Origin of the sequence: Rhodococcus sp. MEB032 (assembly GCF_030208925.1) — a bacterium.
Classification (GTDB): Bacteria; Actinomycetota; Actinomycetes; order Mycobacteriales; family Mycobacteriaceae; genus Rhodococcus_F; species Rhodococcus_F qingshengii.
The window spans coordinates 44,195-56,238 of sequence record NZ_JARVSY010000031.1; the positions used below are offsets into that span (position 1 = coordinate 44,195).

Genomic DNA, 12,044 nt, shown 5'->3' on the forward strand with positions numbered 1-12,044 from the left:
CAAAGTGATCGAGAAATTGATCTACCTGCAACTTTGTCGGAACTCGAGGCGTTCGCCACTTGGTGTCGGGGATGCGTCAACACTCACAGCCCTGTGGATGAATGTGGAAACTCGGGATTCGGGGTCGCGTCCGGCGCTCGTGCCCGTATGTGCTGATGAGGCCTTGTCGAGAGCATGCGCCAGTGGAACTGTCCGGGTTGCCTTCGGGTCACCTGCAGTCCGTAGCGGAACTGTTGCCAAGGTCACACTTGTCGCCTCGCTCGAGGTCACGGCCGTATGCACACTGTGAATGGAATCTGCGGAATGATGTAAGTATCGGCGTGTCGCCGTGGTTGCCGCGGGAGGGCTCCGAATCGGGCTGGTTTGACCTTGGCAACGGTGGTAAGTAACCTCGAACGGTCACCCGCTGGTGGTGATCGCTTCGTGCTGGCTACATATGTCAGGTCGGATCGGTCTTCCAAGCCACAACGAGTGAAGTTGATTGTTCTGTACCTGTTGGATCCAAAGGCGCCGTAAGGCGTCGATCACTGAATGACGCCGGGAGGCGTCAATGAACTTCGAGGAGTGTTGACCGTGGCCAAGGGCAAGCGGACGTTCCAGCCGAATAATCGCCGCCGCGCGCGTGTTCACGGCTTCCGTCTTCGTATGCGTACCCGTGCGGGTCGTGCAATCGTTTCGGCGCGTCGCCGTAAGGGCCGCGATTCCCTCACCGCCTGATCTGATTTCGAGTTCAGGAGCTCGGGGTGTTGCCTGAGCCGTTCCGGTTGCGTCGCCACGCGGATTTCTCCGTGGCGGTGCGACGTGGACGTCGTATGGGAAGACGCGACCTTGTCGTGCACGCGTTCGATCGCGAGCAAGTAGAGGCGCTGGTAGTAACAAATCACGGTCCCCGGTTCGGGCTGATCGTGAGCAAGGCTGTCGGGCCGGCGGTGATTCGACATCGAGTCGCACGCCGGCTTCGTCATATCTGTGCAGATTTCGTCGGACAGGTTTCACCGGAGACAGACGTGGTTATCCGCGCACTTCCGGGTGCAGCTACCGCCAGTTCAGCCGAACTGGCCAAGCAGTTGCGCGGGGGCCTGACCAAAATGAACCTATTGGTGTCGGTAAGTGAAGAGCCATGAGTACTCCGCTCTCTGAGCAGATCGAGACTCCCAGAGCCTCCCGTGTCATCACGGTGTTGAAGGCTGTGCGTCGCGCTCCCGCCACCGTTCTCATCTTCTGTATCGAGTTGTACCGGACGTATGTGTCGCCCTTGAGGATGCCGACCTGCCGGTTCACCCCCACCTGCAGTGAATACGCAGTCGAAGCGCTGCGCACTCACGGGGCGATCAAAGGCCTTTTCTTGACTGTGGTGCGGTTGGCGAAGTGTGCCCCCTGGCATTCTGGAGGGTGGGACCCTGTCCCTGCCCGTCGTGACCGTGATGCGGGTAGCCGCCATAGCTGTCCGGAAGCACGCGCAGCGTGTCACAGTCCGACGGACGAACAGAGGAGTACTTAGAGCCGTGCTCAATTTCATCTACTATCCGGTATCCGCGATTCTGTGGGTCTGGCACAAGGTCTTCGGGTTCATTCTCGGCCCGGACAACGGAATAGCCTGGGCGCTTTCCGTGGTGTTCCTGGTGTTCACCTTGCGTGCGGTTCTGTACAAGCCGTTCGTGAAGCAGGTCCGCACGACGCGTCAGATGCAGGAACTGCAGCCACAGATCAAGGCATTGCAGAAGAAGTATTCGGGCGACCGTCAGCGCCAGGCCGTCGAGATGCAGAAGCTCCAGAAGGAGCACGGATTCAACCCGATCATGGGCTGTCTCCCGGTCTTGGCTCAGGCTCCGGTGTTCATCGGTCTGTTCCACGTCCTGCGCTCGTTCAACCGCACCGGCACCGGCATGGGCCAGTTGGGCATGAGCGCCGAGGACAACCTCAACACCCCGAACTACGTCTTCTCGGCCACTGACGTCCAGTCGTTCCTGGATGCTCGTCTGTTCGGCGCGCCCATCTCGGCCGCGATCACGACGCCGGTTGCGCAGCTTCAGGCCTACGTCACCGAGAACGTTCCCGAGCTTCCGTCACGGCTGAACATCATCCTCGTGGCCGCTCCGCTGATGATCATCGCCAGCATCGCGACGCACTTCAACTCACGCGCTTCTGTTGCCCGTCAGAGCGAAGCAGCTGCCGCGAACCCGCAGTCCGCGATCATGAACAAGCTCGCCCTGTACGTCTTCCCGCTCGGTGTTCTGGTCGGTGGACCGTTCCTTCCGATCGCGATCCTCCTGTACTGGGTGTCGAACAACATCTGGACCTACGGTCAGCAGCACCTCGTCTTCCGCAAGATCGACGCGGAAGAAGAAGCCAAGAAGCAGGAAGCGATCACTCGCCGCAACGACAATGCGCCCAAGCCCGGTGCCCGTCCCGATCCCAGCAAGAAGAAGGGATCTCCGGCTGCGCTGAAGACCGCGGATTCAGCCGACGACGACGGTGACGCCCCGGAAGTTTCGCTCAAGAAGCCACAGCCGAAGCCCTCGGGTTCCAGTGGTGGTTCCACGTCGAAACCGAAACAGAACCGGCCACAGAGCAACCGCGGCAACTCCCCCAAGCGCAATAAACGGCGCTGATCCAGGAAAGAGAACGACCAATGTCCAGTGAAGCTGACATCGTTGTGGATGGAGAGAACGCAGACGTGAGCACCGAGACCACTGCGCCGGTTACCGATGTGGATGTAGACATCGACGATTCCGATGACGACCTGATCGAAGAGGGCGAGATCGCCGGCGACTACCTCGAGCAGTTGCTCGACGTTCTCGATTTCGACGGAGACATCGACCTTGACGTCGAGGGCGATCGGGCGATCGTCAGCATCGACGGCGGCGACGACCTGACCAAGCTCGTGGGACGCAAGGGTGAGGTTCTGGATGCTCTCCAGGAGCTGACTCGTCTGGCAGTTCAGCAGTCGACCGGAGAGCGCAGCCGCTTGATGCTCGACATCGCCGGGTGGCGTGCGGGCCGGCGCGAGGCACTCAGTGCTCTCGGTGCGGAAGCTGCACAGCGTGTTCTCGAGACCGGCGAACGCGAAGAGCTTGCTCCGATGACGCCGTTCGAACGCAAGATCGTGCACGACGCCGTCGCCAAGGTCGCCGGTGTTTCCAGCGAGAGCGAAGGCGCTGAGCCGTCTCGTCGAGTGGTTGTCCTCAAGGACTGACACTCCCCCCCTGATCGAATGCGGGCCCCGGATTTTCCGGGGCCCGCTTTTGTGTCCGAGAGTGTTTCACGTGAAACCGAATCCGGCGCCACGGTGAAGGTCTGCCTATCGTTGTCGACATGTCCAACGAGCGGTCCGGATTCTCTCTCAGATTGATGACCCTTGGGGCCTTGATAGGGATGCTCGTGTGCGGCCTGAGCTATTGGCCCGTGGTCTTCGAACTACAGCAGAAGATGGAAGTCCAGTCCTTTCCGCCGGGCGGTCTGAAGTATTGGCTCTGCTGGTTGTTGCCGCTGGGAGTAGTCGCCGTCGTATTCATTCCACTTGCACTGGCATGGCGATCCGGAAGACCGGTCATGCTCAGCTTCGCGATTGCGTTCTTGTTCGTCGGGGGTGCACTGTGCATGTTCGGATATTCGATCGACAACATGCCGTACTACATGTGAGCCCCTCCCCTCCCCCAGACCGAATAGTCGGCCTTCGTTTCACGTGAAACCGGATCGATGGTTGTTGCCCGAGCCCTCGAACTCCGACTCAGATTGCCACCACAATGGATCCCCGACCTGACGTCGTCAGGCCTGCTGGCAAGGTCGCCACCTCGGCGCTGGCATCCGATGACCGACAACCCGCGAGCCCTCACTTCGACGGCCCCCGGATTGGGGCGTCGTCAACAACGATCACGAAGGAAGTAGCATCCGCACATGCACGTCGACATCGAAGGCGCCACCCGGATTGCCCGCCTCGCCGCAGAATTTGACTGGACCTGGTCCGTCGACGACCTGGAACCCTTCTGCGCACAGGCTGGATGGGAGCTCGTTGAATTGGATCAAACCGGCGCCTCGATTCGGACCGGCCTCCGTGTCGGTCGGCCCGAATCGATAATGTTCGGGCGGCAACACAGAATGGATTGGATCTCGATCTTCGTCTCGGACGTGGCAGATGATGCTACGCCCATGACAGTGGTGCGCCCGTTGCTGGTCGAGGGGTTCACGAACCTCGATGTGGCATTTACCGCACTCCTGGGGACAGCCACGAGCGCCGAACCCGGACCTGAGGCAACTATCCGGTGGGATCTGCCGAAAGCGGTCATTACACTGAACCTGGGTGTCAGTGCGATCCACCTGCATCTGACGAGTCCGGGATATCAGGCATGGGTGGATGAGCCCGAACCGGAGTACGAGGACGAGGACTAGCGATCGAGGTCGGCGAGATCGCATCCGGTGCGGAAACAGGTTTGCGCGCTCCTCACACGAATCGGACCACTCACATCGAATGGGCTTCGTCGCCACGCAAAGTCGATGATGTTGTTGCGGGCTTCGGGGTGAGATCGGCGGCGACTACTTTGCCAAGCAAACCGGAATCGACATCGCCTACACGGGCTCCGGTCCATACACTGCGGACCGCGTCGGGGTAATCATGGGACCGCCTTGAGTTCGGTTGACTCGCGGGGTGTGCGATCGGCGTCGCGCCCACACCTGCTGCTGGTCTCGTCATGAGGGCGGATCCGGACTGTTCGAGGTGGAAGGACTTCGCTGTGCCCGGATCGAACTCGTAAGCGGTGATCTTGTTGGTTCCGGGTTCGGTATGCACCAACAGGTAGTCCTTGCCGTCCAACAACTCCCGCACCAAGCGCGGATCTTAATCGCGCAGAGCCTAGGCGCAGGAATTCATCCTGCGCATCGGGCAGGTCCCCTGCTCGACTTTGATCTTCCCGCCGACACCGGTATCCACATCGAAGGCGAACTCTCCATGCGCATCCTGTGATGCGAAGCTCCTTGGATTCGCGGTTTGTGATGCCAAGCCTCCGGCGTCCCGCAACAGGAGTGTCAAGCCGACGGATGTATGGCTCGCAACAACCGGCGATGAGATAACGATGCTGTCCGGGACTTGGACTCGAAGCTCATCCGCGTCGCACAACAGATTGCGTCAGACCGACCGAGTCCGTTCTGCAGTCCGACGTCGGCGATCTTTTGCAACGACTTTTTCATCGAAAATTGGTCTTTTTGGGTCAGAATTCCATCCATGTAACTACCCATGGCAGTTTCGTCACTGTGATGATACTAAGAATTGCGCTCCTATCTGCATTCGATCGCCCGGCTATGTTTCACGTGAAACGCGTCAGAATTGGAAGAATTTTCAGCGCAATGTTTCACGTGGAACGTGAACCCCTCCCCTCCCCCGCTTGAATTTTGGGCCGAATACTTCCCAAAGAATGAACGAGTCGGCAGACTCACAGCGAGTCGGTGTGCAGAAGCGAACACATGTCGTCTCCAGAGCGGATAATGATTTCAGTCTTGATTGTTGATTTCGCGGTTTACGCGGGAGGATGTTTCACGTGGAACAGAATGGTGCGGCGTCGGTTGACTGGGACGAACAAGAGACTGCGCGCGCAGTGTTCGGTGACAGATATGAGATCGCGGAACGGTACTACCAATCCCTGGCAACGGATGGTGTCGAGCGCGGGCTCATTGGTCCCCGTGAGGTTCCCCGACTATGGGAGCGTCACCTTCTCAATTGCGCAGTGATCGGTGAACTGATCGCCGAAGGTGAGTCGGTTGTGGACGTAGGAAGCGGTGCCGGCCTACCCGGAATCCCTCTCGCGATCGCCCGCCCGGACTTGAAGGTGACTCTCGTCGAACCGTTGCTTCGACGCTCGGTGTACCTCGCGGAGTTCATCGAGTCCAACGGATTGGACGTATTGGTTGTCCGAGGGCGAGCCGAGGAATCGGGTGTTGTGAAGGAAGCGGGCGGCGCGGATGTAGTCACCTCGCGAGCTGTGGCGCCTCTCGAGAAGCTCGCACGTTGGTCCCTCCCACTCATTCACGAGCACGGCCGGATGTTGGCACTCAAGGGTTCGAGCGCCGCCGAGGAGATCGAGCGAGACCGTACGGCGCTCACCAAGTTGGGCGCAGGTAAGTTGGAAATACTCGAATGCGGAGCCAAGATTCTCCGCACCCCCACTGTTGTGGTGAAGGCCGAACGTCTCCCGAAGCGCCGCCAGCGTTGATGATTTACACGCATGCAATCGAGAGCAATGTACAGATGATGAGAGCACCTAGTGATCGATTCCCAATCGAAGGAGCAGTCAATGTCGGGTCGATCTGAATCCGCCGTTTCACGTGAAACACCGAAGCAGCACACGAGTGCGGGTGCGGATCAGATCGTCAACGACGACGACAATTTCACCGCCCCCTACGCGGCGATCTCCTCGGAGGAGACCCCCATCGGGGCGGCCGCGCATCGAGCGAGCCAAGTGCTTCATCCCCATTCGGTGACGCTGCCGAAGCCGGCGTTCCGCCGCGTGATCACCATCGCGAACCAGAAGGGTGGCGTCGGCAAGACGACGACCACGGTGAACCTTGCGTCGGCGCTCGCTCTTCAAGGGCTCACTGTCCTTGTGGTCGATTTGGACCCTCAGGGCAACGCCAGCACCGCTCTGGGCGTCGTCCATACCTCGGGCACCCCGTCGAGCTACGAGCTGCTCATAGGCGAAGTGAAGGCCCCGGAGGCGATCCAGACCAGCCCGCACAGTGAGCGCCTTCTCTGCATCCCGGCAACGATCGATCTGGCGGGCGCCGAGATCGAATTGGTCTCCATGGTTGCCCGCGAGAATCGACTCAAAGGCGCGCTCAACGACAAGGTGCTCGCAGAGCTTGACGTCGACTTCGTCCTCATCGACTGCCCGCCCTCGCTGGGACTGCTGACCGTCAACGCGATGGTCGCTGCCAAGGAAGTTCTGATCCCGATCCAGTGCGAGTACTACGCCCTCGAGGGGGTCGGTCAGTTGCTCCGCAACATCGAACTCGTCCAGGCTCATCTCAACCCGGATCTGCATGTCTCCACCGTCCTTCTGACGATGTACGACGGGCGCACCAAGCTGGCCGACCAGGTCGCCGAAGAAGTACGCAAGCACTTCGGTGAGGCCGTTCTGCGCGCTGTGATTCCGCGCAGCGTGAAGGTGTCCGAGGCTCCCGGATACGGGATGACAGTTCTCGACTACGACCCGGGTTCACGTGGCGCCATGAGTTACCTCGACGCCGGCCGTGAACTTGCCGCCCGCTCTGCCACCACGACGACCCAGGAGCAGTGAGATGAGTCAAGCACGCAAAGGTGGATTGGGCCGCGGCTTGGCTGCTCTCATCCCCACTGGGCCGGCCACGGCGCCGGGTCTGGGATCGGCTGCAGCGGACGTCGTAATCGGCGTCGACAAGCGCAACCCCTCCCCTCCCCCACCGACCAAGGCGGCCCCGAAAACGCCGAAAGCCACCAAGGCGTCGGCTGCGAAGGCTCCGGTGGAAGCTGAGCCGGAGACCGAACTCGAGCCGACCGGCGCGGTCTATCTCGAGATCGAACCGAGCCTGATCGAGACGAACCCGAAGCAGCCTCGCAGCGTTTTCGACGAGGAAGCACTCGCGGAGTTGGTTCACTCGATCCGCGAGTTCGGCTTGATGCAGCCGATCGTGGTCCGTCGTCACGGTGACAAGTACCAACTTGTCATGGGTGAGCGTCGCTGGCGCGCGAGCCAGGAAGCCGGGCTGGAGAAGATTCCGGCGATCATTCGTGAAACAGATGACGACTCGATGCTGCGCGACGCGCTCCTCGAGAACATCCATCGAGTGCAGTTGAACCCCCTCGAGGAGGCAGCGGCGTATCAGCAGCTGCTCGAGGAGTTCGAAGTCACCCACGAAGAATTGGCCAATCGGATCGGACGTTCGCGTCCCGTCGTGACCAACATGATTCGTCTGCTGAAGCTGCCGGTGGCGGTTCAGCGTCGCGTTGCGGCCGGTGTACTTTCGGCCGGCCATGCTCGCGCACTGCTGTCCCTCGAGGCGGGTGCCGACGCTCAGGAGGTCATGGCGGCGCGCATCGTCGCGGAAGGAATGTCTGTTCGCGCGACGGAGGAAGCAGTCACTCTGGCCAACCGGGCGGATAATGAGATCGCTCCCCCACAGAAGCGCAAGCCCATCGTGATGCCGGGTCTGCAGGATGTGGCCGAGCGGTTGTCGGACTCGTTCGACACTCGGGTGACTGTCAGTCTGGGCAAGCGGAAGGGAAAGATTGTGGTCGAATTCGGCTCGGTCGACGACCTACAACGCATCGTCGGAATGATGGAAGCGCAGAAATCGACGTAGTGAACTCGGATGCCCGTTTGGTGACGTAATGACGATGACCGGGCACACCACCTATTTTCGTCACTGTGACGAATTTAGGTGGTCCGACCTTCTCGAAATCTTGAACCGGGACGAAAGATGTTGAACAGCAATACATTAGAGCGATCAACTCTCGCGCCACTGCCGACTCGGTACAGCTGGCCTATCCTGGAGAAGAAAAAAGCGGCGGGCGAACATCAAAACCGCTTCGGGGACCTACGGAGAGTGAGTTAGTCAGTGTCGACTCACGTCATCACCTCTCTCACACTCGACAGCCTCGATCAGCTTTCCGCCCATGCGCGTCGATGCGTGTTCTGGGAGATGGACCCGGGCGCGCTTCATGACGCCCGAGGATTCTGTGATCAGGAATTCGAGAAGGAAGCCTGGCTGTCGATGGTCATGCTCGAGTGGGGTTCGTGCGGACAGGTCGCCGTCCGCGACGGAAAGCCGCTCGGCAGTGCGTTGTACGCCCCTCCCCGCATGATCCCGCGCGCGCAACTGTTTCCCACCAGCCCGGTCAGCTCGGACGCAGTGCTTCTCACAAGCCTTCGCCTCGAGCCCTCGGGCATAGAGGAAGAACTAGGGCCGAGCCTGCTGGCCGCTGTCGTGACAGATCTGGTCCGACGAGGAGTTCGTGCGCTCGAGGCATTCGGTATCCGTAGCGGCGACTTGGGGCCAGCTTCCGACGTGGCCAGTGCAACGGCAGCTCTGGAATGTTCACCCGCAGAATGCATGATCAGTGCCGAGTTCCTCGAGGACTACGGTTTCGAGGTCGTGGCACCGCACCATCGCTATCCGCGGCTTCGTCTCGAACTCAATCGAGATCACGAATGGAAAGTCGACGTCGAAGAAGCCCTCGACCGTCTACTGAAGGCCGCAGCTCTCGAAATGGTGGAGATCAGCGAACTCGCCAGAGTGTGAGCTGGTGCCGACCGCAGGATCTACGAAATGCGGTCGGCTACCGAAAGTTCTTCTGCGAGAAGCTCGGCGAAGGTGAAGGTGCCGGTCGGCTGATCGTCTTGACCCAGCAGGTACAGCCGCTTGACCGAGATCAAGATGGCTTCGGCGATGGTGTCACGCATCCGCGGATTCGTCAGTACCGCAACGTCGGACGCGTTGGACAGGTAGCCGAGATCGATCTGTACCGTCGGCATGTTGGTCAGGCGCAACAACTCCCACGTTCGACCGTGAGTTCTGCAGTCCCGCAACGGAGTTCGCGCAACGATCTCGCGCTGAACGAAACCGGTCAACACCTGCCCGATCATCGAGACCGAACCGTGCGAATTTCCGAAGTGGAAGCTCGCGACGCCGTTCGCCGACGGGCTCGAGTTGCTGTCGCAGCGCAGGGAGATCATCAGATCGGCGTCGAATGCGTTGGACGTCAGCGCGCGCTCGGCCTCGCTCGGATCGGCGTTGTGCGGGCGGGAGAGGAAGGTTTCCATCCCGGTTGCTGCCATCCGCCCCTCGAGGCGCATAGCCAGATCCCACAGGATGTCGGCTTCGGAGATGCCGTTGACGATAGTGCCGGTAGACGGACCACCGAGGCCTGGATCGATGACGATGCGCTTGCCGCCCAGTTGCGGGCCCTTGCGCCGCACCAGTTCCTCTTCGCTGATCGCATGTGGGGAACCACCGGTGACGCGGGTTCCCAGAAGTTCCAGCGAACGGAGTGTCTGCGGTCCGCAGATACCGTCGGCGGCGATCCCGATTTCACGCTGGAAAGACGAGAGAGATTCGTGGGTCTGCGGGCCGAAGAAACCGTCGACCCGACCTGCGTAGAAGCCGAGGTCCTGCAGTTTGGCCTGCAGAGCTGCGACGTCGTCGCCGTACAGCGGCGCAGAAAGCTGGTAAATCAACGTACGGGCGCCCAGGCGGTACGAGGCCTCGCGAAGTGACCGATAGGTGGCCGGGCCCACGATGCCGTCGACAAGGAGCCCACGCTGCTGCTGGAAGGCGCGAACGGCGCTGTCGAGTTGATGATCGAAGATGGCGTCGGGTGCAACCCAGTGGGCACCGTCGGCGCTTTCACGTCGAATACCGGAAGTTCCGTGATGGAGGTATCCCAGCTTCGTCAATGTGCCCCGAATCTCGGCGACGGCCGGGCCGTGATCGCCGTGTCGGAGTCTGTGCATGCGTGAAAGCCTCTCGGATCGGTTAACGAATTCGATCGATGTGCCTGGTCGTAGACCCGATCAGGCACATCGATCGATTATCTCAGAAATTCTGTGGATTGCGAGAATCCACGATGCTCATCCAGCCGTCAGAGAACGTCTGCGAGGTCCTTGAGCAGTGCGGCCTTGCCCTTGGCGCCGACGATCGTCTTGATCGGCTTGCCGTCCTTGAACAGGATCATCGTCGGGATCGACATGACCTGGAAATCGCGGGCGGCCGCCGGGTTGGCGTCGATGTCGAGCTTCGCGACGGTCAGCTTCTCGCTGTTCTCACCGGCGATCTCCTCGAGTACCGGGGCGACCATCTTGCACGGGCCGCACCAGGTTGCCCAGAAATCGACCAGAACGGGCTTGTCGCTGCCCAGGACGTCCTGCTTGAAGGAATCGTCGGTGATGGTGACGGTATTCGACACTGTTACTCCTCGAGGGTTGGGTTCGACAGCTTGATGAATCAGGGAGCGCCGACGACGTCGACCGTGTGGCCGGCTGCGTCGAGCGTGTTGGCGGTGATGTCGCCGCGGTCGGCCAGCCAGCGTTCGGCGTCGATTGCTGCGGAGCATCCGGTGCCGGCAGCGGTGATCGCCTGGCGGTACGTGTGATCGACCAGGTCACCGGCAGCGAAGACGCCGTCGACGGAGGTCGCGGTGGAACCGGGAGCGACGCGCACGTATCCGGCGTCGTCGAGATCGACCTGGCCCTTGACGAGCTCACTGCGCGGGTCATGGCCGATGGCGACGAACATGCCGGTGATCTCGAGTGTGGAGGTCTCACCCGTGACGGTGTCACGAACGACGAGCCCGGTGACGCTGTTCTCGCCGAGGACCTCGACGGGCTCCGCGTTGGTCAGGAAGCGGATCTTCTCGTTGGCCTTGGCGCGCTCGAGCATGATCCGTGAGGCGCGGAATTCCTCGCGGCGGTGCACCAGGGTGACCGAGCGAGCGAAGCGGGTCAGGAAGGTTGCCTCTTCCATCGCGGAGTCGCCGCCGCCGACCACGACGATGTCCTGGTCACGGAAGAAGAAGCCGTCGCAGGTGGCGCAGGCGCTGACACCGCGGCCGAGGAGGCGTTCTTCACCGGGAATGCCGAGGTAACGGGCTGCCGCGCCCATGGCGAGGATGATCGCGTGCGCGGCGTACGTTTCGCCGTTCGCGACGACCGTCTTGATCGGGCCGCTGAGATCGATCTCTTCGACGTCCTCGGTGCGGATGTCGGTATCGAAGCGAAGTGCCTGCTCACGCATCTGTTCCATCAGGTCGGGGCCCATGATTCCTTCGCGGAATCCGGGGAAGTTCTCGACCTCGGTGGTGGTCATGAGGGCGCCACCGAACTGGGTTCCCTCGAAGAGCAGGGGCTGGAGCTCAGCGCGCGCGGTGTAGACACCAGCGGTGTATCCGGCCGGTCCGGAACCGACAATGATGACGTCATGGACCGCGGGCGTGTTTTCCAGCTGGGTGGTCATGCGAGCCTTCCAATAGTGAGTGCAGACCCTCCGCTTCTTGGAGAGCCGTACCGATCAACACCAGGATA

15 protein-coding genes are annotated in these 12,044 nt (G+C 61.0%); 11 read left to right on the forward strand and 4 right to left on the reverse strand.

What is annotated here, in order from left to right:
• The first annotated feature begins 573 nt into the window (after positions 1-573).
• The 7 genes from rpmH (at position 574) to QRN54_RS26800 (ending at position 4,389) form a co-directional block, all read left to right on the forward strand.
• Positions 574-717 (forward strand): 50S ribosomal protein L34, encoded by a 144-nt coding sequence (rpmH, locus tag QRN54_RS26770; RefSeq protein ID WP_003942540.1) that lies wholly within the window; start codon positions 574-576, stop codon positions 715-717.
• Between the two features lie 26 nt (positions 718-743).
• On the forward strand, positions 744-1,124 hold the full coding sequence (rnpA, locus tag QRN54_RS26775) for a ribonuclease P protein component (RefSeq protein WP_003942450.1): 381 nt from the start codon (positions 744-746) through the stop codon (positions 1,122-1,124).
• Complete coding sequence (yidD, locus tag QRN54_RS26780) at positions 1,121-1,501, forward strand: membrane protein insertion efficiency factor YidD (RefSeq protein ID WP_007729147.1); 381 nt, start codon at positions 1,121-1,123, stop codon at positions 1,499-1,501. The genes rnpA and yidD overlap by 4 nt, the downstream gene beginning before the upstream one ends.
• A 4-nt stretch (positions 1,502-1,505) precedes the next feature.
• On the forward strand, positions 1,506-2,612 hold the full coding sequence (yidC, locus tag QRN54_RS26785; RefSeq protein WP_003942570.1) for a membrane protein insertase YidC: 1,107 nt from the start codon (positions 1,506-1,508) through the stop codon (positions 2,610-2,612).
• Between the two features lie 20 nt (positions 2,613-2,632).
• Positions 2,633-3,196, forward strand: a complete 564-nt coding sequence (locus QRN54_RS26790; RefSeq protein ID WP_003942504.1) for a Jag family protein — start codon at positions 2,633-2,635, stop codon at positions 3,194-3,196.
• A 119-nt stretch (positions 3,197-3,315) separates the two neighbouring features.
• The gene (locus tag QRN54_RS26795) at positions 3,316-3,642 is read left to right on the forward strand and encodes a hypothetical protein (RefSeq protein ID WP_054781443.1); all 327 of its coding nucleotides are present in this window, start codon (positions 3,316-3,318) and stop codon (positions 3,640-3,642) included.
• 255 nt (positions 3,643-3,897) lie between these two features.
• Positions 3,898-4,389 carry a DUF6301 family protein gene (locus QRN54_RS26800; protein ID WP_161121377.1) on the forward strand — a complete coding sequence of 164 codons (492 nt, stop codon included), beginning with the start codon at positions 3,898-3,900 and terminating at the stop codon, positions 4,387-4,389.
• A gap of 70 nt (positions 4,390-4,459) precedes the next feature.
• Here QRN54_RS26800 and QRN54_RS26805 read toward each other — a convergent pair whose 3' ends face one another.
• On the reverse strand, positions 4,460-4,822 hold the full coding sequence (locus QRN54_RS26805) for a hypothetical protein (protein ID WP_003942456.1): 363 nt from the start codon (positions 4,820-4,822) through the stop codon (positions 4,460-4,462).
• A gap of 700 nt (positions 4,823-5,522) precedes the next feature.
• On the opposite strand from QRN54_RS26805, the gene rsmG reads away from it, so the two are divergent.
• The 4 genes from rsmG (at position 5,523) to QRN54_RS26825 (ending at position 9,267) form a co-directional block, all read left to right on the forward strand.
• Positions 5,523-6,203, forward strand: a complete 681-nt coding sequence (gene rsmG, locus QRN54_RS26810; protein ID WP_019746204.1) for a 16S rRNA (guanine(527)-N(7))-methyltransferase RsmG — start codon at positions 5,523-5,525, stop codon at positions 6,201-6,203.
• Positions 6,204-6,284: 81 nt separating this feature from the next.
• Positions 6,285-7,286, forward strand: coding sequence for a ParA family protein (locus QRN54_RS26815; RefSeq protein ID WP_003942510.1), 1,002 nt, complete (start codon positions 6,285-6,287; stop codon positions 7,284-7,286).
• 1 nt (position 7,287) lies between these two features.
• Positions 7,288-8,328, forward strand: coding sequence for a ParB/RepB/Spo0J family partition protein (locus QRN54_RS26820; protein WP_003942563.1), 1,041 nt, complete (start codon positions 7,288-7,290; stop codon positions 8,326-8,328).
• A 255-nt stretch (positions 8,329-8,583) separates the two neighbouring features.
• Positions 8,584-9,267, forward strand: a complete 684-nt coding sequence (locus QRN54_RS26825) for a hypothetical protein (protein WP_003942495.1) — start codon at positions 8,584-8,586, stop codon at positions 9,265-9,267.
• Between the two features lie 20 nt (positions 9,268-9,287).
• Here QRN54_RS26825 and QRN54_RS26830 read toward each other — a convergent pair whose 3' ends face one another.
• From QRN54_RS26830 to trxB, 3 genes are all read right to left on the reverse strand, one after another.
• On the reverse strand, positions 9,288-10,478 hold the full coding sequence (locus QRN54_RS26830) for an N-acetylmuramoyl-L-alanine amidase (protein ID WP_003942558.1): 1,191 nt from the start codon (positions 10,476-10,478) through the stop codon (positions 9,288-9,290).
• Positions 10,479-10,606: 128 nt separating this feature from the next.
• Positions 10,607-10,930, reverse strand: a complete 324-nt coding sequence (trxA, locus tag QRN54_RS26835; protein ID WP_003942530.1) for a thioredoxin — start codon at positions 10,928-10,930, stop codon at positions 10,607-10,609.
• A gap of 38 nt (positions 10,931-10,968) precedes the next feature.
• Positions 10,969-11,976 (reverse strand): thioredoxin-disulfide reductase, encoded by a 1,008-nt coding sequence (gene trxB, locus QRN54_RS26840; protein ID WP_003942521.1) that lies wholly within the window; start codon positions 11,974-11,976, stop codon positions 10,969-10,971.
• Between the last annotated feature and the right edge of the window lie 68 nt (positions 11,977-12,044).